At 60.3% G+C, this 21,352-nt stretch carries 15 protein-coding genes; 10 read left to right on the top strand and 5 right to left on the bottom strand.

Going from position 1 to position 21,352, the window contains the following annotated elements:
- The first annotated feature begins 29 nt into the window (after positions 1-29).
- From fadA to PspCFBP13508_RS12260, 5 genes are all read left to right on the top strand, one after another.
- The gene (gene fadA / locus PspCFBP13508_RS12240) at positions 30-1,205 is read left to right on the top strand and encodes an acetyl-CoA C-acyltransferase FadA (protein ID WP_016775495.1); all 1,176 of its coding nucleotides are present in this window, start codon (positions 30-32) and stop codon (positions 1,203-1,205) included.
- Between the two features lie 95 nt (positions 1,206-1,300).
- Positions 1,301-1,537 carry a DUF1653 domain-containing protein gene (locus PspCFBP13508_RS12245; protein WP_024013639.1) on the top strand — a complete coding sequence of 79 codons (237 nt, stop codon included), beginning with the start codon at positions 1,301-1,303 and terminating at the stop codon, positions 1,535-1,537.
- A 114-nt stretch (positions 1,538-1,651) separates the two neighbouring features.
- Positions 1,652-4,285, top strand: a complete 2,634-nt coding sequence (gene topA, locus PspCFBP13508_RS12250; protein ID WP_137214647.1) for a type I DNA topoisomerase — start codon at positions 1,652-1,654, stop codon at positions 4,283-4,285.
- A gap of 144 nt (positions 4,286-4,429) precedes the next feature.
- Positions 4,430-4,954, top strand: coding sequence for a DUF6586 family protein (locus PspCFBP13508_RS12255; RefSeq protein WP_137214649.1), 525 nt, complete (start codon positions 4,430-4,432; stop codon positions 4,952-4,954).
- Positions 4,955-5,060: 106 nt separating this feature from the next.
- Entirely contained in the window at positions 5,061-5,294 is a 234-nt protein-coding gene (locus PspCFBP13508_RS12260) for a hypothetical protein (protein ID WP_007953047.1), read from the top strand.
- A 96-nt stretch (positions 5,295-5,390) separates the two neighbouring features.
- Here PspCFBP13508_RS12260 and sulA read toward each other — a convergent pair whose 3' ends face one another.
- Both sulA and lexA read right to left on the bottom strand, forming a co-directional pair.
- On the bottom strand, positions 5,391-5,864 hold the full coding sequence (sulA, locus tag PspCFBP13508_RS12265) for an SOS-induced cell division inhibitor SulA (protein WP_041477346.1): 474 nt from the start codon (positions 5,862-5,864) through the stop codon (positions 5,391-5,393).
- Positions 5,865-5,874: 10 nt separating this feature from the next.
- The gene (gene lexA / locus PspCFBP13508_RS12270; RefSeq protein ID WP_016775490.1) at positions 5,875-6,483 is read right to left on the bottom strand and encodes a transcriptional repressor LexA; all 609 of its coding nucleotides are present in this window, start codon (positions 6,481-6,483) and stop codon (positions 5,875-5,877) included.
- Between the two features lie 229 nt (positions 6,484-6,712).
- Between lexA and PspCFBP13508_RS12275 the strand changes: the two genes are divergently transcribed.
- From PspCFBP13508_RS12275 to PspCFBP13508_RS12290, 4 genes are all read left to right on the top strand, one after another.
- Positions 6,713-7,420: a TetR/AcrR family transcriptional regulator gene (locus tag PspCFBP13508_RS12275; protein WP_016775489.1), complete on the top strand. Its 708-nt coding sequence runs from the start codon at positions 6,713-6,715 to the stop codon at positions 7,418-7,420.
- Positions 7,421-7,578: 158 nt separating this feature from the next.
- Positions 7,579-8,589 (top strand): beta-N-acetylhexosaminidase, encoded by a 1,011-nt coding sequence (gene nagZ / locus PspCFBP13508_RS12280; protein WP_137214650.1) that lies wholly within the window; start codon positions 7,579-7,581, stop codon positions 8,587-8,589.
- A gap of 12 nt (positions 8,590-8,601) precedes the next feature.
- On the top strand, positions 8,602-9,339 hold the full coding sequence (locus tag PspCFBP13508_RS12285; RefSeq protein ID WP_071173058.1) for an S-methyl-5'-thioinosine phosphorylase: 738 nt from the start codon (positions 8,602-8,604) through the stop codon (positions 9,337-9,339).
- 9 nt (positions 9,340-9,348) lie between these two features.
- Positions 9,349-12,642: a DEAD/DEAH box helicase gene (locus tag PspCFBP13508_RS12290; protein ID WP_137214652.1), complete on the top strand. Its 3,294-nt coding sequence runs from the start codon at positions 9,349-9,351 to the stop codon at positions 12,640-12,642.
- Between the two features lie 123 nt (positions 12,643-12,765).
- Here PspCFBP13508_RS12290 and PspCFBP13508_RS12295 read toward each other — a convergent pair whose 3' ends face one another.
- Genes PspCFBP13508_RS12295 through mfd form a run of 3 tightly spaced genes read right to left on the bottom strand, consistent with a single transcriptional unit; the run spans position 12,766 to position 19,494 of the window.
- A complete protein-coding gene (locus tag PspCFBP13508_RS12295; RefSeq protein WP_137214654.1) occupies positions 12,766-15,456 on the bottom strand; it encodes a DEAD/DEAH box helicase in 2,691 nt (896 codons plus the stop codon).
- Positions 15,457-15,467: 11 nt separating this feature from the next.
- Positions 15,468-16,034: a CsiV family protein gene (locus PspCFBP13508_RS12300; RefSeq protein WP_071173055.1), complete on the bottom strand. Its 567-nt coding sequence runs from the start codon at positions 16,032-16,034 to the stop codon at positions 15,468-15,470.
- A 10-nt stretch (positions 16,035-16,044) separates the two neighbouring features.
- The gene (gene mfd, locus PspCFBP13508_RS12305) at positions 16,045-19,494 is read right to left on the bottom strand and encodes a transcription-repair coupling factor (protein WP_024013632.1); all 3,450 of its coding nucleotides are present in this window, start codon (positions 19,492-19,494) and stop codon (positions 16,045-16,047) included.
- Between the two features lie 354 nt (positions 19,495-19,848).
- Between mfd and PspCFBP13508_RS12310 the strand changes: the two genes are divergently transcribed.
- Positions 19,849-21,312 carry a glyceraldehyde-3-phosphate dehydrogenase gene (locus PspCFBP13508_RS12310; RefSeq protein WP_130909890.1) on the top strand — a complete coding sequence of 488 codons (1,464 nt, stop codon included), beginning with the start codon at positions 19,849-19,851 and terminating at the stop codon, positions 21,310-21,312.
- Positions 21,313-21,352 lie beyond the last annotated feature (40 nt).

Consider the following 21,352-nt stretch of genomic DNA (forward strand, 5'->3'; position numbering starts at 1 on the left):
GCGCCCCCAACTAGAGTGAGAGTGAACTTATGAGCTTGAATCCTAGAGACGTCGTGATTGTCGACTTCGGTCGTACTCCGATGGGCCGCTCCAAGGGCGGCATGCACCGCAACACCCGCGCTGAAGACATGTCGGCGCACCTGATCAGCAAACTGCTGGAACGCAACAGCAAGGTCGACCCGGCGGAAGTCGAGGACGTGATCTGGGGCTGCGTCAACCAGACCCTGGAGCAGGGCTGGAACATCGCGCGCATGGCGTCGCTGATGACCCAGATTCCGCACACCTCGGCCGGCCAGACCGTCAGCCGTCTGTGCGGTTCGTCGATGAGTGCACTGCACACTGCTGCGCAAGCGATCATGACCGGCAACGGTGACGTGTTCGTGGTCGGCGGCGTCGAGCACATGGGCCATGTGAGCATGATGCACGGTGTCGATCCGAACCCGCACATGTCGCTGTACGCGGCGAAAGCCTCGGGCATGATGGGCCTGACCGCTGAAATGCTTGGCAAGATGCACGGCATCACTCGTGAGCAGCAGGATGCCTTTGGCGTGCGTTCCCACCAGTTGGCCCACAAGGCAACCGTGGAAGGCAAGTTCAAGGACGAAATCATCCCGATGCAGGGTTACGACGAGAACGGTTTCCTGAAGCTGTACGACTACGACGAAACCATTCGTCCGGAAACCACCCTGGAAAGTCTGGCGGCGCTCAAGCCGGCATTCAATCCGAAGGGCGGCACCGTGACTGCCGGTACTTCGTCGCAGATCACTGACGGTGCTTCGTGCATGATCGTGATGTCGGCGCAGCGTGCCCAGGACCTGGGTATCCAGCCGATGGCGGTGATCCGTTCGATGGCAGTAGCGGGTGTGGACCCGGCGATCATGGGCTATGGTCCAGTGCCGGCGACACAAAAAGCCCTGAAGCGTGCGGGCCTTGGCATCAACGATATCGACTTCTTCGAGCTCAACGAAGCTTTCGCCGCACAGGCCTTGCCAGTGCTGAAAGATCTGAAAGTGCTCGACAAGATGAACGAGAAGGTTAACCTGCACGGCGGCGCTATCGCCCTGGGTCACCCGTTCGGTTGCTCCGGTGCACGTATTTCCGGCACCCTGTTGAACGTGATGAAGCAGAATAGCGGCACCTTCGGGGTGGCCACTATGTGCATTGGTCTCGGCCAAGGCATCTCCACCGTCTTCGAACGCGTTTAAGCGTCTCGTCGATGGAAGCCGGGGCCCAGTGCCCCGGTTTTTGTTTTTGGGTTTTTTATTTATTTTTTTGAAAAGATTTCAGTGAGGGCCGAAGCATGCCGATACAACCTGGGCTCTACCAACATTACAAAGGTCCGCAATACCGTGTATTCAGTGTTGCGCGGCATTCCGAAACCGAAGAAGAAGTGGTCTTCTACCAAGCCCTGTATGGCGATTACGGCTTTTGGGTGCGCCCGTTGAGCATGTTCGTCGAGTCGGTCGAGGTTGACGGCGAGCAGGTGCCGCGCTTTGCTTTGGTGCAAGCCGAACCGAGCCTTTTTGACAAGGTTTGAGGCGACTGCGCAGACAACCCTGCGCTTGACCTCACCTTGTATCAACTATATATAGCGGTGCCGCGTCAGGCGCCAACCGCCTTTCACTTCTAGAATTCAGGAATTTTCTGATCCATGGGCAAATCGCTGGTCATTGTGGAATCCCCGGCTAAGGCCAAGACCATCAACAAGTATCTGGGTAACCAATACGTGGTGAAGTCGAGTATCGGCCATATCCGAGACCTGCCCACCAGCGGTTCGGCTAGCGCCAGCAAAGAGCCAGCCGCCAAGCGCGGCAAGGCGGCTGCGGGCGAAGGTCCGGTGCTCTCGCCGAAAGAGAAAGCGCGCAAGCAGCTGGTCTCGCGCATGGGCGTTGATCCCGAGCACGGCTGGAAAGCCCAGTACGAGATCCTTCCCGGCAAAGAGAAGGTCATCGAAGAGCTGCGACGGCTCGCCAAGGATGCTGACACCATCTATCTCGCAACCGACTTGGATCGCGAGGGGGAAGCCATTGCCTGGCACCTGCGCGAAGCCATCGGTGGTGACGACAGCCGCTACAAGCGCGTGGTGTTCAACGAGATCACCAAGAAGGCGATTCAGGAAGCCTTCTCCGAGCCGGGCGAGCTGGACATTGATCGTGTCAACGCCCAGCAGGCGCGTCGTTTCCTCGACCGCGTCGTCGGCTACATGGTCTCGCCGCTGCTGTGGGCCAAGATCGCCCGTGGCCTGTCCGCCGGTCGCGTGCAATCGGTTGCCGTGAAACTGGTGGTCGAGCGTGAGCGCGAAATCCGTGCGTTCAATCCCGAAGAATACTGGGAAGTGCATGCTGATCTCGGCACTGCCAAAGGCTCGACCGTGCGTTTCGAAGTGGCTCGCGAAAAAGGCGAAGCCTTCAAGCCGCTGAACGAAGCCCAGGCCATGGCTGCGCTGGAGAAGCTCAAGTCCTCCAGCTACAGCATCGTCAAGCGCGAAGACAAACCGACCAGCAGCAAGCCATCGGCGCCGTTCATCACGTCGACCTTGCAGCAGGCTGCGAGCAACCGCCTCGGTTTCGGCGTGAAGAAAACCATGATGATGGCCCAGCGTCTGTACGAAGCCGGCTACATCACTTACATGCGTACCGACTCGACCAATCTCTCGGCCGACGCCGTGGCGATGGCGCGCACTTACATCGAAGACGAGTTCGGCAAGAAGTACCTGCCGGAAACGCCGAACGTCTACAGCAGCAAGGAAGGCGCGCAAGAGGCTCACGAAGCGATTCGTCCGTCCGACGCCAACACTACGCCAAGCAAGCTGGCGGGCATGGAGCGTGATGCCGAGCGTCTGTACGAACTGATCTGGCGCCAGTTCCTCGCCTGCCAGATGCTGCCGGCGCAGTACCTGTCGACCACCGTCAGCGTCGGCGCTGGCGACTTCGAGCTGCGCGCCAAGGGCCGTATCCTCAAGTTCGACGGTTACACCCGGGTGATGCCGCAGATTGCCAAGCCTGGCGATGATGACGTGCTGCCGGACATGGCCCAGGGCGATGTGATGAAGCTGATCAAGCTCGATCCGTCGCAGCATTTCACCAAGCCACCGGCGCGTTACTCCGAGGCCAGTCTGGTCAAGGAAATGGAAAAGCGCGGCATCGGTCGTCCTTCGACTTACGCTGCGATCATTTCGACCATTCAGGATCGCGGTTATGTGACCCTGCACAACCGTCGTTTCTACTCGGAAAAGATGGGCGACATCGTCACCGAGCGTCTGTCCGAGAGCTTCTCCAATCTCATGGACTACGGCTTCACCGCCGGCATGGAAGAGAACCTCGATGACGTGGCGCAGGGCGAGCGCGACTGGAAAAATGTGCTGGACGAGTTTTACGGCGACTTCAAGAAGAAGCTCGAAGTAGCGGAAAACCCGGAAAGCGGCATGCGTGCCAACCAGCCGGTGATGACCGATATTCCGTGCACCACGTGCGGTCGTCCGATGCAGATTCGTACTGCCTCGACTGGCGTGTTCCTCGGCTGCTCGGGCTACAGCCTGCCGCCGAAAGAGCGCTGCAAGGCTACCGTCAACCTGGTGCCGGGCGATGAAATCGCAGCGGACGACGAGGGCGAATCGGAATCGCTGGTATTGCGTGGCAAGCATCGCTGCCCGATCTGCAGCACGGCGATGGACGCCTATCTGCTGGACGAAAAGCGCAAGTTGCACATCTGCGGCAACAACCCGGATTGCGCCGGTTACGAAATCGAAGAAGGCAGCTATCGCATCAAGGGCTATGAAGGTCCGAGTCTGGAATGCGATAAGTGCGGCAGCGAGATGCAGCTCAAGACCGGCCGTTTTGGCAAGTTCTTCGGTTGCACCAACCCGGAGTGCAAGAACACCCGCAAACTGCTGAAGAGCGGTGATGCGGCGCCGCCGAAGATGGATCCGGTGAAGATGCCTGAGCTGAAATGCGAAAAGGTCAACGACACCTACATCCTGCGCGATGGTGCGTCCGGTCTGTTCCTGGCCGCCAGTCAGTTCCCGAAAAACCGCGAGACTCGCGCTCCGCTGGTGATCGAGATTCTGCCGCACAAGGACGAGATCGATCCGAAGTACCACTTCCTGTGCGAGGCTCCGCAAAAGGATCCTGACGGTCTGCCAGCGGTCATTCGCTACAGCCGCAAGACCAAGGAGCAATACGTACAGACCGAAGTCGATGGCAAACCGACAGGCTGGAAGGCGTATTACGACGGTGGCAAGTGGACTGTTGAAGACAAGCGCAGCGCAAAGGCCAAGGCTGAGTAAGCGTTAGTCTGAACGGCGAAAAGGCCGCATGAAACCTTGAGGGTTTCATGCGGCCTTTTTGTTTTGTGCTTGCGGTGGCATCGGCTGATCCACGACACTGTCCGACCTGTGTGAAGCAATTATTTCGTTGTGGAGGCTGCCGTCATGGCCCACGAACTCTATACCCGCACCAACCAGAAGATCTATTTCGCCGGCCTGTCACTCGAGGCTCTGGCTCGTGCTGAAGAGGGGCGGGCGATGAATTCCCTGGCGCTGATCCAGGCCGGGCGCGAGTCGGCGCTGTTTCACCTCTACGGCGCACTGCTGGGTTTGTGTCATGAGATCGCCGGCTTTTATCGTCTGCCGCAGGCCAATTCGCCGAGGGCGGAGGAGTTGCTTAAGCGCGAAGTGCTGGAGTCCATCGCGATCCCGGAGCTGGCGGAAATGGTCGAGCTGGCCGGTAATCCGGAAACCTGGCTGGCGAAACTGCTGGCGGCGCACGCAGCACTGTTTCAGCCACCGAGGGCGCCACGCAAACCGAAAGGCGACGTGACGCAGCCGCTGATTCAAGCGGTAAATCTTGATGAAGAAGAGGCGCCAGAAGAGTTGAGTCGAGATGAGCTGGAGAGCTGGCGGCAGCACCTGAAAGGTCTGGCCCTGCGTTTCCGCGAAGGCTTGAACGAGTGCTGAGGTAGTTTGGCGCAGTGGCAATCTGAAACATGCTGCTGGTCAAGATCCTGAGCGAAGCTCGAATGATGTCTATATAATCGCTGCCTTTCGTGGAGAACAGACCTATATGCCAACGTCCTTTCTAGAAATTGTCGAGTTACCAGACGGCCGAATCGAACTGCGCAGGGCTGAGGACGAAGGTTCTCTGGTGACGCTGGATTTCTCCGAGGATGCCAAGGCGTTCCTGCAAGGCCAGCACGTTGAAATCGCCAAAGCGATGTTGAGCGTTGGCGTGCAGATGGCGGGTCGTATGGTTGAAGGCGAGTTCGATAAGGATGAGGGGCCGCGGGTTCTTCATTGATTCACGCTTTGGCCTTTGCTCGGTCGCTTGCGCTTCAGATCGGCTTCTCTGTCCCTGGAGAAGCCCTGCGCTTCACACAGCGCGCACTACCATCAATCAACCCAAACGAATGTTCAGGCTCTGAGCTTCGCCCGTACGCGCGGCGCTGATCAGTTGTTGCCGGGAATTGGCATTCAACGGGTTTAGCCAGGTCACCACGGTGTGGCTGCGACCCAGTCGCAACGCTTCGCACGCCAGTTGCTGAGCACTCTGAGTGCCGCGCGGTTGCAGCAGAAGAATGCGTTCGCGATTCAGGCCGGCATCGCGCAGCCAGGTTTGCGTCAGGCTGGCGGGTGGGGCGATCAGCGTCAGCCAGCGAGCATCCTGATCCTCGCTGAGCTCACGCAGGATCGGGGCGAGCAGGTTCAGGCAGTTCCCGGCCGCACCGCGCAGTGATAGCTCACTGAAGGCGTCAGGTTTGGCATTCCAGTCACGCTCGACCACGTCTTTGAGGATCGGCGCTATCGGCTGCGCCAGAAACGCTTCAAACAAAGGCAGTTGTGTTTGCTGAGGTGTGTGTGGAAACTGCATGGAGCCTCCTTTAGCGGCGAATGACGCCGACACTCAAGCCTTCGATCACCAGTTCCTGATCTTTCAGGTCGACTTCGATAGGGGCGAACTCGGGGTTTTCGGCGATCAGCCAGACTTTGCTGCCTTCACGCTTGAAGCGTTTGACCGTCACCTCGTCGCCGATACGGGCAACCACAACCTGACCGTTACGCGCTTCGCGGGTGGTGTGCACTGCCAGCAGGTCGCCGTCGAAGATGCCGATGTCCTTCATGCTCATGCCGTGTACACGCAACAGGTAGTCGGCGCGAGGATGGAAGAAGGTCGGATTGATGTTGCAGGATTCTTCGATGTGCTGCTGGGCGAGGATCGGCGCGCCGGCAGCCACTCGGCCGATGATCGGCAGGGTGGAATCGTCGGCCTTGGCTTCGAAGCCGGGAATGCGGATGCCGCGAGAAGCGCCGGGCGTCATTTCGATCGCGCCCTTGCGGGCCAGGGCTTTAAGATGCTCTTCCGCCGCATTCGGCGATTTGAAACCCAGTTCCTGAGCGATTTCCGCGCGGGTGGGCGGATAGCCGTTGTCTTCGAGGCAACGTTTGATAAAGGCCAGTATCTCGGCTTGGCGTGGCGTCAGCTTTAGCATATTGATCGCTCTGTCTTTTTATACAGTGACTGGGATTATATACAGTGAAGCGGTCTTGGCAATGGGCGTTTTTTTGCCGCCCGCCGAGCGGTCGCGAAGGGCGCTTATTAATGCTGGCGCCTTGTGTGGTTAAATAGCTGACCGACCATTCCCAAAACGAACCGGCAGGCTTGACAAGGCACAGGCTGAAACGTATGTTTCAAACAAGTGTTTGTCAGGCGGAGTAGCCATGGCCCAGTCGGAAACCGTTGAACGCATTCTTGATGCTGCCGAGCAGTTGTTCGCGGAGAAAGGATTCGCTGAAACCTCATTGCGTTTGATCACCAGCAAGGCTGGCGTCAATCTGGCTGCGGTGAATTATCACTTCGGCTCGAAAAAGGCGCTGATCCAGGCCGTGTTCTCGCGCTTCCTCGGCCCGTTCTGCGTCAGTCTCGATAAAGAGCTGGAGCGCCGTCAGGCCAAGCCTGAGAACAAGCCGACCCTCGAGGAGTTGCTGGAAATTCTCGTCGAGCAGGCGCTCGTCGTGCAGCCTCGCAGCGGTAATGACCTGTCGATCTTCATGCGCTTGCTCGGCCTCGCGTTCAGTCAAAGCCAGGGCCACTTGCGGCGTTATCTGGAAGACATGTACGGCAAGGTGTTCCGCCGCTACATGCTGCTGGTCAATGAAGCGGCGCCACGCATTCCGCCGATCGAACTGTTCTGGCGCGTGCACTTCATGCTTGGCGCCGCAGCGTTCAGCATGTCCGGGATCAAGGCCTTACGTGCGATTGCCGAGACCGATTTCGGCGTCAATACCTCCATCGAACAAGTGATGCGCCTGATGGTGCCGTTTCTCGCTGCCGGCATGCGCGCCGAAACCGGCGTCACCGATACAGCCATGGCCAGTGCGCAATTGCGTCCGCGCAGCAAATCCATGCCGGTCGCCGCCAAGGTTTGACCGCGCACGGGTGGGCGCGGCAGCTGGTATCCGCTAAGCTAGCCGGCCATGCCGACTCTCGTACTGAACCCGATCTGCATGAATTCTGCTGACCGTCCGGGCAATGCCCACGGTAGCGAATGCAAGCAGATCGGGTTTTTCGTTTTCAAGGAATCTCTATGACTGCTGGCCTGCAAGGCTCGTTGATGGTGGACGTCGCCGGTACTTGGCTGACGGCCGAAGATCGCCAATTGTTGCGTCAGCCCGAAGTGGGCGGCCTGATCATTTTCGCCCGCAATATCGAGCATCCACGCCAGGTGCGCGAACTCAGCGCCGCGATCCGCGCGATTCGTCCGGATCTGCTGCTGGCGGTGGATCAGGAAGGTGGGCGCGTGCAGCGCCTGCGTCAGGGGTTCGTCCGTCTGCCAGCGATGCGCGCCATCGCTGATAACCCGAACGCCGAATACCTCGCCGAGCAATGCGGCTGGATCATGGCCACCGAAGTGCTGGCGGTCGGGCTCGACTTGAGTTTCGCCCCTGTATTGGACCTGGACTATCAGCGCAGCGCTGTGGTCGGTACCCGTTCATTCGAAGGCGATCCCGAGCGCGCAGCCTTGCTCGCCGGTGCATTCATTCGCGGCATGAACAGCGCCGGCATGGCCGCCACCGGCAAACATTTCCCGGGCCACGGCTGGGCCGAAGCCGACTCCCATGTGGCGATTCCGAACGACGAGCGCAGCCTCGACGAGATCCGCGCCAATGATCTGGTGCCCTTCGCCAAACTCAGCAAACAACTGGCCGCCGTGATGCCAGCCCACGTCATCTATCCGCAAGTCGATTCACAGCCCGCCGGTTTTTCCCGACGCTGGCTGCAGGACATCCTGCGCGGCGAGTTGGATTTCGATGGCGTGATCTTCAGCGATGATCTGTCGATGGCCGGCGCCCACGTGGTCGGCGACGCTGCCAGCCGCATCGAAGCCGCGCTGAGTGCCGGTTGCGACATGGGTCTGGTATGCAACGACCGCGCGGCAGCCGAGCTGGCGTTGAGTGCCGCCCAGCGCATGAAGGTCAAGCCTTCCGCGCGCATCGCGAAGATGCGCGGGCAGGCCTTCGCCAGCACCGATTATCGTCAGGACCCGCGTTGGCTCACCGCCCTCGGCGCGCTCAAAGACGCTCAACTGATCGATTAAGGATTTTTCGTTATGACCGTTTACGCAATCATCGGTGGCACCGGCCTGACTCAGCTCGAAGGCTTGAGCATTCGCCAGTCGCTGGCAGTTGACACTCCTTACGGCGCGCCTTCGGCCGAGGTGCAGATTGGTGAATACGCTGGCAAGGAAGTGCTGTTCCTCGCCCGTCACGGTCACCCGCATCGCTTCCCTCCGCACAAGGTTAACTACCGCGCCAACCTCTGGGCGCTGAAGCAGGCCGGTGCCGAAGCGATCATCGCCGTCAATGCGGTGGGCGGGATTCATCCGGCCATGGGCACCGGGCATTTCTGTGTGCCGCACCAGATCGTCGACTACACCAGCGGGCGCGAGCACACCTATTTCGCTGATGATCTGGAGCACGTCACCCACATCGATTTCAGCTTTCCCTACAGCGAGCCGTTGCGTCAGCAATTGATTGCAGCAGTCGCCGCCGAAGGCTGCGAATTCAGCGATCAAGGCGTGTACGCCTGCACCCAGGGACCGCGTCTGGAAACGGTCGCCGAGATCGTGCGACTGGAACGTGACGGCTGCGACATCGTCGGCATGACCGGCATGCCGGAAGCGGCGCTGGCCCGTGAGCTGGATCTGGATTACGCCTGTCTGGCGCTGGTGGTGAATCCTGCAGCTGGCAAGACCACCGAAGTCATCACCATGGCAGAAATCGAGCAGGCCCTGCACGACGGCATGGGCAAGGTGAAATCAACGTTGGCCCGGGTGCTGGCCAGCTAAGGACTGTCCATGAGCATTTTCATCGAGCGGCTCAAAGGGCTGACATGGACCCACGCATTCAGTAGCAAGGCGTTGGCCAAGGCCCGGGCTTATGCCGCCGATGACCGGGTCGAGATCCTCGAGATCGATGAAAGGAAGATAGAGGCGTTCTGCGTCGGCTCGCAACTTCAGGCGTATGAGCAAAGCATTTACCTGTCCGAAGATCGGCTGGGGTCGGTAAACCTGCGTTGCCTGTGCAGCTGTCCTGTTGCAATCGACTGCAAGCACAGCGCAGCGGTGCTCTATCACCTGCTGGGCACTGGCGAGGATGCGTCTGGAAGTGACGCGCAGACCCCGTTGGGACGAGCGCTGGAGCATTGGCTTTCGACAATTCCCGTGCCGGCCAAGCCCGCTGAAGAAAATGCGCAAACCGCAGGCACGCGTCTGTTTTACAAGCTCAAACCGACGTCTGCGAACGGCAAGTGGCTGCTGGATATTTTCAAGGTCTACCAGCTCAAGAGCGGCGAGTTACGCGAAGTCAAACCGATGTACTCGCTCGCGGAAATGCTCATGCGCCAGCCCGGCTACCTGTCCGAGCTGGATCTGCGCATCGCCCGGCTGTTGGTCGCCATGCATTCCCATCACGCCTATTACAGCGGCTATCCGCTGGAAGGCAGCAGTGGCGCCGAACTGCTGGAAATGCTCCTGCGCACTTCGCGGCTGTTCCTCGACTTCGAAGACCTGCGAGCGCTGACACCGGGGGCGAAACGCGTGGGTCAGTTCTCTTGGGCCGAGCAGGCTGACGGCGGATTCCGCGCGCAATGGAGCAGTGCCGAAGCCGCGCAGGAAACCGTGCTGGCGCTGGAGCCGCTTTATTATCTTGATCGCGAGCAGCGCCAGGTTGGCCCGCTGTTCACTGAGCTGGAAGAAAAACTCGCCTGCCATTTGACCCAGGCGCCAGATATTCCGGCGCGTCAGGCCATGCAGTTCAGCCATCGCATGAGCGCGGCGACCCAAATTGCGCCACCACACAAGCTCACCGAGCGGATCATCGATGACGTGCTGCCGCAGCCGCAACTGACCCTGGTCAGCGGTCGAGAGCGCTCGCGCTGGGAATATGTGCTGGAACACCGCGCCGCTCTGCTGTTTACCTACAACGGTCATCCAGCGGTGGACCGCAACCCGGAAGTGATGATCCTCAACGGCAGCGAAACCCAGCGCATTCAGCGTCAACCTGCGCTGGAAAAGAAGCTGCGCCAGAACCTGCAAAAACATGGCTTCAAGAAAGCCACGCGCAAGAGTGCAATGGATCGTCCTGGCGAGATGTTTACCCTGCCGGATGATTCCGCCTGGCTCGGGTTCATGCACGAAGGGCTGGCCACGCTGCGCGCTGCAGATTGGAAAATCGAGATCAGTCCCGGTTTCCATTTCGATGTACAACCGGTTGAACAGTGGTACGCCGAGGTCGAAGAAGAGGCCACGCATCAGTGGTTTGATCTGCAGTTGGGTATCGTCGTCAACGGCGAGCGCTACAGCTTGCTGCCGATCCTTCTGCACCTGTTGCGAACCCAGCCGCGCTTGCTCGACCCGGTCAATCTGGCGCAGCGCAGCGATGATGAAAAACTCCTGATCGAGCTCAAGCCCAGCGGTTTTGGCGAGCCGGCGGGCGCCAAAGTCGCGTTGCCGCTGAGTCGGGTCAAACCGCTGATGGCGACGCTGGGCGAGCTGTACCTGGGCGGCCATCAGGGTGATGCGCTGCGCTTGACCGCTCCAGACGCCGCGCGTCTGAGTATGCTCGATGGCGTGCCGCTGGATTGGCAGGGCGGCGAACGTCTGCGCACTTTTGCCGAGCGTCTGCAGAATTCCAGTCACGCCCAGGTTGCTGCGCCGGCCGGCCTCAATGCGCAACTGCGCCCGTATCAGCTCGAAGGCCTGAACTGGATGCAGACCCTGCGCGAGCTGGAGGTCGGCGGCATTTTGGGCGATGACATGGGCCTGGGTAAAACCCTGCAGACCCTGGCGCATCTGCTCACGGAGAAACACGCCGGGCGTCTGGACTGTCCGGCACTGGCGGTGATGCCCACCAGCCTGATTCCCAACTGGCTCGACGAAGCCGAGCGCTTCACGCCGCAGTTGAAAGTCCTGGCGCTGCACGGCACCGGGCGGCAAAAGGACTTTGCCAATCTGGGCGAATACGACTTGGTGCTGACCACTTACGCATTGCTGCCCAGGGATCTGGAAATCTTGCAGCCGCAGTCGTGGAGCGTGCTGATTCTCGACGAAGCGCAGAACATCAAGAACCCGCTGAGCAAAGCCGCCCAGGCCGCGCGTGACTTGCAGGCCCGTCAGCGCTTGTGTCTGAGCGGTACGCCGCTGGAAAACCACCTCGGTGAGCTGTGGTCGCAGTTCCATTTCCTCATGCCCGGCTGGCTCGGCGACAGCAAATCCTTTAACCGCGATTACCGCACACCGATCGAGAAGCACGGCAATGTGCAGCGCATGCAGCACCTGACCGCGCGCATCAAGCCGTTTTTGCTGCGACGCAAGAAGGATCAGGTCGCCACCGAGTTGCCGCCGAAAACCGAGATCATCCACTGGGTCGAACTCAGCGATGGTCAGCGCGACGTCTATGAGACGGTGCGCGTGGCGATGGACAAAAAGGTCCGCGACGAAATCGCCCGCAGCGGCGTGGCGCGCAGTCAGATCATCATCCTCGATGCGCTGCTCAAGCTGCGTCAGGTCTGCTGCGATCTGCGCCTGGTCAATATGCCGCTCACGGCGAAGGCGTTGCGCTCGGGCAGCGGCAAGCTGATCAGCCTGATGGAGATGCTCGAAGAACTGCTCGGCGAAGGGCGGCGCATTTTGCTGTTCTCGCAGTTCACCTCGATGCTCGCGCTGATTGAGCAGGAGTTGCAGCAACGCGGGCTTGCCTACTCGTTGCTGACCGGCGACACCACCGATCGGCGCACGCCGGTGAAGGATTTCCAGGGCGGCAAGGTGCCGTTGTTCCTGATCAGCCTCAAGGCCGGGGGTACTGGTTTGAACCTGACGGCGGCGGACACGGTGATTCACTTCGATCCTTGGTGGAACCCGGCGGTGGAGAATCAGGCGACTGATCGGGCGTATCGCATCGGCCAGAACAATCCGGTGTTCGTCTACAAGTTGATTGCCAAAGGCACCGTCGAAGAAAAGATCCAGGCGTTGCAGCAGGAGAAAGCGGCGCTGGCCGGGGCGGTGCTTGAGGGTGGCACGACGGGCGGATTCAAACTGGAACAGAGTGATATCGAGGCGTTGTTTGCGCCTTTGCCGGTTACCAGGGATTGAGGGGTTTGAATCGCAGTGGGGCCATTCGCGAGCGGGCTCGCTCCCACATTTGATCTTCAGTGAATCTGGATCGTGTGGGAGCGAGCCTGCTCGCGAAAAGCTATCTGGCCAGCAACGCCGCTTTCAGCGCTTGTCGATCTTGTCCGGCAACGGCGCAAACAGCGCTTCGATATCATCGCTCTGCAACTTCCAGTCCCCGGCCTTGCGCCCATCGAGCACGCCCGCGGCCAGGTCAGACTTTTCCTTCTGCAGGTGCTGAATCTTCTCTTCCACCGTGCCCCGGGCAATCATCTTGTAGACGAACACCGGTTTTTCCTGGCCAATGCGATAGGCCCGGTCCGTCGCCTGATTCTCGGTTGCCGGGTTCCACCACGGATCGTAGTGAATCACCGTATCGGCTTCGGTCAGGTTCAAACCGACGCCACCGGCCTTCAGGCTGATCAGAAAGATCTGACGCGTGCCGCTCTGGAATTCCTTCACCGGGGTGCGCCGGTCACGGGTCTGGCCAGTGAGGAGGGCGTAAGCGATCTTGCGTTTTTTCAATTCCTCTTCGATCAATGACAGCATCGAAGTGAATTGCGAGAACAGCAGAATCCGCCGACCTTCCTCGAACAATTCCTCAAGCATTTCCATCAGGCTGTCGAGCTTGCCCGAGGTGCTGCCGCGTGCGGGCAGGGTGGCGTCGTTGACCAGGCGCAGATCGCAGCAGACCTGGCGCAGCTTGAGCAATGCTTCGAGAATGATGATCTGACTGCGTGCCACGCCTTTGCGAGTGATCTCATCACGGACTTTCTTGTCCATCGCCAGGCGCATGGTTTCGTACACGTCGCGTTGCGCTTCGTTGAGTTCGACCCAGTGGATGATTTCGGTTTTCGGCGGCAGCTCAGTGGCGACCTGCTCTTTGGTGCGGCGCAACAGAAACGGTTTTATCCGACCGTTGAGGTGTTGCAGTCTGACTTCACTGCCGCGCTTTTCGATCGGCACACGGTAATCGGCATTGAAGCTTTTCACGTCGCCGAGCCAGCCCGGCAACAGGAAGTGGAATAGCGACCAGAGTTCGCCCAAGTGGTTTTCCAGCGGCGTGCCGCTGAGGCACAGGCGCTGGCGCGCATTCAACGCGCGCGCGGCCTGGGCGGCTTTGCTGTTGGGATTCTTGATGTATTGCGCTTCGTCCAGCACCAAAACATGCAGCGGCTGTTTGGCGAGACGTTCGAGGTCCTTGGGCAACAGGGCGTAAGTGGTGAGGATCAGGTCGAAGTCGGCCAGATTGTCGAAGTGCTTTTTTCGCGTCGCGCCGTACAGTGCGAGGACTTTCAGTTGCGGGGTGAAGTGCGCCGCCTCATCGAGCCAGTTCGGAATCAGGCTGGTCGGCATCACCACCATGCACGGGCGATCGAGGCGTCCGGCGTTCTTCTCGCTGAGAATATGCGCCAGGGTCTGTAGGGTTTTGCCCAGGCCCATGTCATCCGCAAGAATCCCGCCGACTTCCAGTTGCCGCAGCGATTGCATCCAGCTCAAACCTTCGAGCTGATACGGACGCAGCGTTGCATTCAGACCTTGCGGCGCTTCGGCAGTGAAATCGCGGATGTCGCGCAGGCGCTGGGCGAAGGTGCGCATCTGCTCGCCGCCTTCCCACAACAGCGGCAGGCCTTCCAGCGAATTGAGCCTGGTCGCGTCAGCCTTGCTCAGGCGCAGCGTTGTTTCGCCCGGCTCCTGCAAATAGAATTCGCCCAGCGTCATCAATACCGGCTTCAAGCGACCGAGCGGCAGCGCCACTTGCAACGGCCCATGCTCGCTGCTGCGTTGCGGAATGTTCACCAGAATCAGTTCGTCATCGCGACGACGGGCGAGGCGTTCCGGGTTGAGGATCTCGGTGTGCGAGCGCATCAGATTCAGCAGAATCGGCAGCAGGCTCAGGCGCTCGCCGTTGACGATGATGCCCAGCTCCAGATCAAACCAGTCGCGCTCCGGCGCCTGTTCGACGGTGGCGTACCAGTCGTCGACGGCGGTCAGGTCGAAGCCGAATTCCTCATCGATCTGCAACTCCCAGCCCTGGCTGCGCAACTTCGGCAAGTCATTCAGCGTGAAGGTCAGCCAGGCGCTGTCGTTGACCATCTCGTAGAGTTCGCCGGCGCTTTCCGGCAGCGCTTTGCTCTGCCTTGTCGCGATGCGGAAACCGAGGATGCGTAACTGTTCGCGGTAGGACTGTTCGACATCCGGGTGGCGTTTTATCCGCAGGGTCTGGGCTTCCTGACGGATCAGGATATCGCTGTGTTTCTGCCCGCTGACGTATTCGTCCAGATAGCAGAACGACAGCGCTGCACGATGCTGAATGTAGCGCTGCATCTTGCCGTTGCGCGGCTCGAAGGCGCTGAACTCGACACTGGCCAGCCACAGGCGTGGCACCGGTTGCACGTTGTCCACCAGCACTTGCGGCGGCGCTTTCGGGCTACGGTTTTCCAGCACGGCCTGGAGCTTCTCCAGCAGCTCGGCATCTTTAGCGGCGGCGGGGTAGTCGAGGGTTTCCTGGATTTTCAGCAGCACCGCCGCGCAATGTTTGCAATTGCTGCGCACCGGGCAGGTGCAGGTGGCGTCGACCAGCAACAGCGTCGCTTTGGCTGACTCACGCAGATGGATGGTTTGCCGGTAAACACTGCCGCCGGAGCCTTCGCAACTGGCGGTGATGGTCGCATCGCCGACCTGGGCGATGCGCACTCGATTCTCCAAAGCGTAGCGGCGGCCGCGCTCCAGACTCTGTTCTTTGAATCGGCTGACCCACGACGGGGCCAGCGGTTTGCTCAGGGGCGGCGGCATAAGGACTTCGATCAGTCCGGCACGACTTCAGGCGCTTCGCGAGGCGCTGGCGCGGTCAGGGAAGTGATCTTGATCAGCAGGGCCAGATGACCGTTGTCGAGGTAATTGAGCTGGCCGTTCTTGGTGTGGCTGTCCTGACGCAGGCGCTCACTGGCAGTGACCAAGCCATTGGCGTCGATCTGATTGACCCAGAAATCGGCAGTCACGTCGGTGAAGCGGCCGAGTTTCATTTCCAGCGTGCCCTCGATGGGGAACTGGCCGAACTGCTCCTGACCTTCGCTGACTGCGACTTTCGCCGGCGCTTCGCCGAGGCTCTGCTGCCAGGCTTTGTGCATCAGCACGGTGTACTCGCCGCTGGCGGTGAGTTTGCTCACTACATCATTCAACGCCGGGGTGCGCTGGCTGTCGCTACCCAGACGCTGGGCGCCTGCGGCCCAGTCTTCCGGGGCGGCGCGGCTGACGATGGCCGGGACGGCATTCTGGCGCACCAGGATCATTTCGACCTGATACGTGTCATCGGCAAACGCCGTCGGTGCTGCAAGTGCAAGCAACAAAGTCAGAGAGCGGAACAGGCGCATCGGGCGTCCTTCAAGCGGATTTCGGGATGAGACGCTCAAACAGCGCCTCGACAGTATTGAAACGTTCTTCCGGGCGCTCCATCGGCACCTGGAATTTAAACATCGTCGCGCCTTCGAACTTGTAGCGCTTGGGCTGCGTCTGGATCAGCTTGATCAGGGTCATCGGGTCAACCGGCGTCTGCGCTTCGAACTCGATACGTCCGCCTTGCGGCCCGCCGTCGACTTTCTTGATGCCGAGCTTTTCCGCCTGCAATTTCAGCGCGGTGATCCGCACCAGGTTCTTGGTCGGCTCCGGCAACAGGCCGAAGCGGTCGATCATCTCCACCTGCAGATCCTTGAGACCTTCCTCGTCGGTGGCCGAGGCGATGCGTTTATACAGAATCAACCGCGCATGCACATCCGGCAGATAATCTTCCGGAATCAGCGCCGGCACCCGCAGATTGACTTCCGGCCCGCCACCAAGCGGTTGATCGAGGTTCGGCTGCTCGCCCTTGCGGATCGACTTCACCGCGCGCTCGAGCATTTCCATGTACAGGGTGAAGCCGACGGCCTGTATCTGCCCGCTCTGACCATCGCCGAGCAGTTCGCCGGCGCCACGGATTTCCAGGTCGTTGGTCGCCAGCACGAAACCGGCGCCGAGGTCCTGGGTATTGGCGATCGCCTCCAGACGCTTTTCCGCATCCGAGGTGATCTGCTGGCGCGGCGGCGTCAGTAGGTAGGCGTAGGCCTGGTGGTGACTGCGGCCGACACGACCACGCAACTGGTGCAGCTGGGCCAGGCCGAACTTGTCAGCGCGTTCGATGATGATGGTGTTGGCGCTCGGCACGTCGATGCCGGTCTCGATGATGGTCGAGGCGATCAGCACGTTGAAGCGCTTGTGGTAGAAGTCGCTCATCACCTGTTCGAGTTCACGTTCGCGCATCTGCCCGTGGCCGATACCGATGCGCGCTTCCGGCACCAGTTCGGCGAGGTCGGCGGCGCATTTCTCGATGGTCTTCACATCGTTGTGCAGGTAGTAAACCTGACCGCCACGCAGCAGTTCACGCAGCAGGGCTTCCTTGACCGTGCTCTTGTTCTGCTCCATGACGAAAGTGCGCACCGACAGGCGTCGCGCCGGCGGCGTGGCGATGATCGACAGGTCGCGCATCCCCGATACCGCCATGTTCAGCGTGCGCGGAATCGGCGTCGCGGTCAGGGTCAGAATGTCGACTTCGCTGCGCAGGGCCTTGAGCTGTTCTTTCTGGCGCACGCCAAAGCGGTGCTCTTCGTCGATGATCACTAGCCCGAGGTTTTTGATCTTCACATCATCGGACAGTAGCTTGTGTGTGCCGATGACGATGTCGATCTTGCCTTCCGCCAGATCGGCGATCGCCGCGTTGACTTCCTTGGCCGACTTGAAACGGCTCATCACTTCGACGGTCACCGGCCAGTCGGCGAAGCGGTCGCGGAAACTGTTGTAGTGCTGCTGGGCGAGCAGGGTGGTCGGTACCAGAATCGCCACCTGACGCCCGCCGTGCACGGCAATGAACGCCGCGCGCATGGCCACTTCAGTCTTGCCGAAGCCAACGTCGCCGCAGACCAGACGATCCATCGGTTTCGGCGCGAGCATGTCTTCGCGCACGGCCTCGATGGTGGCTTGCTGATCGGGTGTTTCTTCGAACGGGAAACCGGCGCTGAAGGTGGCGTAATCGGCCTTCGGGTCGGCGAAGGCATAACCTTCGCGGGCGGCGCGACGGGCATAAATGTCGAGCAATTCGGCGGCGACGTCACGCACCTGCTCGGCGGCCTTGCGCTTGGCTTTCTGCCAGGTCTCCGAACCGAGGCGATGCAGCGGCGCGAGCGAATCGTCGCTGCCGGTGTAACGTGCGATCAGGTGCAGGTTGGCCACCGGCACGTAAAGCTTGGCGTTCTCGGCGTATTCGAGGGTGAGGAATTCGGCGGCCTGATTGTCGATTTCCAGAATCGTCAGGCCCAGATAGCGGCCGACACCGTGGTCGATATGTACCACCGGCGCGCCTTCACGCAGTTCGGTGAGGTTCTTGATCACCGCATCGTTGCTGACGTCGCTGCGCTTCTCGCGGCGGCGACGTTGCATGACTCGTTGGCCGAACAGCGGACTTTCCGCTACCAGCGCCAGCGCCGGGTCGTCGAGCAGCAGACCTTCGTCGAGCGGGGCGATGGTGATCGCCAGACGATCCTTGCTGGCGACGAAGTCCGGCCAGCTGTCGACGGTTTTCGGCCGCAGCTTCAGACGTTCCAGCAGCTCCAGCAGGACTTCGCGACGACCCGCCGATTCGGCGGTGAACAGCACGCGACCGGGGAATTCTTCGAGGAAGCCGGCCAGCGCCGCCAGCGGTTGCGTGGCCTTGGCTTCGATGGCCAGATCCGGCAGCGCATGGGCCGGGAAGCGTTCACGGCCGACACCGCTTTCGACGTCCTGCTGACTGGCGACGACGCGTGGCCAGTTCTTCAGGCGCGCGAAGCAGTCTTCCACCGGCAGGAACAGTTCGGCCGGTGGCAATAAAGGACGCGAAGGATCGACACGGCGTTCTTCGTAACGATTGCGCACGTCGTTCCAGAAGTTTTCCGCCGCCTGCTCGATGCCCGGCAGCGAGAACACCTGAGTGTCCTGGGGCAGGTAGTCGAACAGCGTCGAGGTTTCGTCGAAGAACAGCGGCAGGTAGTACTCGATACCGGCCGGGGTGATACCACTGCTCAGGTCCTGAAAGATCGGGCAGCGGCGGAAGTCGACGTCGAAGCGCTCGCGAAAGCGCGCCTTGAAGCGGGTGACTGCATCTTTCTGCAACGGAAACTCGCGGGCCGGCAGCAGCTTGACCGACTCGACCTTGTCGATCGAGCGCTGGGTTTCCGGATCGAACGTGCGCAGGGTTTCGATTTCGTCATCGAACAGGTCGATGCGATACGGCAGTTTGCTTCCCATCGGGAACAGGTCGATCAGCGCGCCGCGTACGGTGAACTCGCCGTGCTCGTACACCGTGTCGACATAGCGATAGCCGCTGGCCTCGAGCCGCGCACGCATCTGTTCGACGTCGAGCTTCTGGCCGATGTCCAGCACCAGGCTGCTGCCGAGCAGGAATTTGGTCGGCGCCAAGCGATGCAGGGCGGTGGTGATCGGTACCACCAGCACGCCGTGGGCCAGTTCCGGCAGGCGATACAGACTGGCGATGCGCTGGGAGATGATGTCCTGGTGCGGCGAGAACAGGTCGTAGGGCAGGGTTTCCCAGTCGGGGAAATGCAGTACGGGCAAATCCGGGGCGAAGAAACTCAGCTCCTGTTCCAGCCGTTCGGCACTTTGGCTGTCGGCGGTCAGCAGCAGGGTAAAGCGCTTGGCAGCGCTGGCAGCCTCGGCAATCGCCAGGCTGAGGGCGGCACCGGGCAGATTGCCCCAGTGCTGTTTACCTGCTTCGGCAGGGAGTAGCGGTAGACGCAGAACAGGCACGGAAGGTTGAGCTCCAGGCGTTGCGACAAAGTCGGTAATTGTAGCGGCCTCCGGTGCCGCCTGTCAGTTGCAGACTGCGTCTATCTTCATGGTTTGGACGAAATGTAGTGGTAACCATAAAAACGAGCACTTTTTTCATGGTTATGTAGTGCCGAAACCGGGTGGTGTTACGGAGGGTTACAGACATCGTCTAACAGTCGTCGAAAAATTGACTGCGCTGAAAGCCCCGGTTTTATTGGGCTGGAGAAGGGCGTAAATTTTTTGAACGGGATTTTGTTACCGATTGCGCGACAAGCGCGCATTGCTGAAAGGGCTTGTCGGCGGCATAATGTAGCCCCTTTTTTCTGCCCCTACATGTGGAAGGTTACCGTGACTCAGAAGCCCGACCAGTGTCTTGGTGAATGGATCGACCGTGAAGCACTCGCAGAAGCGATGATCCCGCTTATCGGTCAGCTCTACCGCAATAACAACGTGGTTAGCTCGATCTATGGCCGCAGCCTGATCAACCAGTCTGTCATCGCGATTCTCAAAGCCCACCGCTTTGCTCGCCACCGTTCTACGGACGACAGCGAACTCTCCGTCCACGAAACATTCCCACTGCTCAAGGCCATGAGCGAGCTCAAGCTCGGCGCGGCGTCGGTGGATCTGGGCAAGCTGGCGTTCAAATTCCGCAATGAAGGCAACGGCCGCAGCGCCGAGCAGTTCGTGCGTGAAGAGATGGCTGACGTGGTTGGCCAGCAGAACGCCTCGGCCCGCAAAGGCACCGACGTTGTTCTTTACGGCTTCGGTCGTATCGGCCGTCTGCTGGCGCGCATCCTGATCGAGAAAACCGGTGGTGGCGACGGCCTGCGTCTGCGGGCCATCGTCGTGCGCAAAGGCGCCGAGAACGACCTGACCAAACGCGCCAGCCTGCTGCGTCGCGATTCGGTACACGGTTCGTTCAACGGCACCATTACCATCGATGAAGAAAACAACACCATCACCGCCAACGGTAACCTGATCCAGGTGATCTACGCGAAGAACCCGACCGAGGTGGATTACACCCAGTACGGCATCAAAGACGCGCTGCTGGTGGACAACACCGGTGTATGGCGTGACGCCGATGGCCTGGGTCAGCACCTGGCCTGCCCGGGTATCGACCGCGTTGTTCTGACCGCGCCTGGCAAGGGCAAGCTGAAGAACATCGTTCACGGCATCAACCACGGTGAAATCACCGCTGACGACAAGATCGTCTCGGCTGCTTCCTGCACCACCAACGCCATCGTGCCGGTGCTCAAAGCGGTCAACGACAAGTTCGGCATCATCAACGGTCACGTCGAAACCGTTCACTCGTACACCAACGACCAGAACCTGATCGACAACTTCCACAAGGGCGATCGCCGTGGTCGCAGCGCCGCGCTGAACATGGTGATCACCGAGACCGGCGCCGCTACCGCTGCTGCCAAGGCTCTGCCTGAGCTGGCCGGCAAGCTGACCGGTAACGCGATCCGCGTGCCGACGCCGAACGTGTCGATGGCCATTCTCAACCTCAACCTTGAGAAAGCCGCCACCCGTGAAGAGATGAACGAGTACCTGCGCTACATGGCGCTGCACTCCGAGCTGCACAAGCAGATCGACTTCGTCAATTCGCAGGAAGTCGTGTCGACCGACTTCGTTGGCTCGCGTCACGCTGGTGTGGTCGACGCTGAAGCGACCATCGTGCAGGACAACCGCGTCGTTCTGTACGTTTGGTACGACAACGAGTTCGGCTACAGCTGCCAGGTGGTTCGCGTGATGGAAGACATGGCTGATGTGAATCCGCCAGCGTTCCCGCGCTAAGCCTCAGGCTTGAATGAAAACGCCCCGGCATTTTGTCGGG

This window comes from Pseudomonas sp. CFBP13508, from assembly GCF_005233515.1.
GTDB lineage: Bacteria > Pseudomonadota > Gammaproteobacteria > Pseudomonadales > Pseudomonadaceae > Aquipseudomonas > Aquipseudomonas mercuritolerans.

Excerpts from the sequence above, each read along its gene's own strand:
- fadA (WP_016775495.1), top strand. The coding sequence starts at position 30 with ATGAGCTTGAATCCTAGAGACGTCGTGATTGTCGACTTCGGTCGTACT.
- PspCFBP13508_RS12245 (WP_024013639.1), top strand. The coding sequence starts at position 1,301 with ATGCCGATACAACCTGGGCTCTACCAACATTACAAAGGTCCGCAATAC.
- topA (WP_137214647.1), top strand. The coding sequence starts at position 1,652 with ATGGGCAAATCGCTGGTCATTGTGGAATCCCCGGCTAAGGCCAAGACC.
- PspCFBP13508_RS12255 (WP_137214649.1), top strand. The coding sequence starts at position 4,430 with ATGGCCCACGAACTCTATACCCGCACCAACCAGAAGATCTATTTCGCC.
- PspCFBP13508_RS12260 (WP_007953047.1), top strand. The coding sequence starts at position 5,061 with ATGCCAACGTCCTTTCTAGAAATTGTCGAGTTACCAGACGGCCGAATC.
- sulA (WP_041477346.1), bottom strand. The coding sequence starts at position 5,864 with ATGCAGTTTCCACACACACCTCAGCAAACACAACTGCCTTTGTTTGAA.
- lexA (WP_016775490.1), bottom strand. The coding sequence starts at position 6,483 with ATGCTAAAGCTGACGCCACGCCAAGCCGAGATACTGGCCTTTATCAAA.
- PspCFBP13508_RS12275 (WP_016775489.1), top strand. The coding sequence starts at position 6,713 with ATGGCCCAGTCGGAAACCGTTGAACGCATTCTTGATGCTGCCGAGCAG.
- nagZ (WP_137214650.1), top strand. The coding sequence starts at position 7,579 with ATGACTGCTGGCCTGCAAGGCTCGTTGATGGTGGACGTCGCCGGTACT.
- PspCFBP13508_RS12285 (WP_071173058.1), top strand. The coding sequence starts at position 8,602 with ATGACCGTTTACGCAATCATCGGTGGCACCGGCCTGACTCAGCTCGAA.
- PspCFBP13508_RS12290 (WP_137214652.1), top strand. The coding sequence starts at position 9,349 with ATGAGCATTTTCATCGAGCGGCTCAAAGGGCTGACATGGACCCACGCA.
- PspCFBP13508_RS12295 (WP_137214654.1), bottom strand. The coding sequence starts at position 15,456 with ATGCCGCCGCCCCTGAGCAAACCGCTGGCCCCGTCGTGGGTCAGCCGA.
- PspCFBP13508_RS12300 (WP_071173055.1), bottom strand. The coding sequence starts at position 16,034 with ATGCGCCTGTTCCGCTCTCTGACTTTGTTGCTTGCACTTGCAGCACCG.
- PspCFBP13508_RS12310 (WP_130909890.1), top strand. The coding sequence starts at position 19,849 with ATGTGGAAGGTTACCGTGACTCAGAAGCCCGACCAGTGTCTTGGTGAA.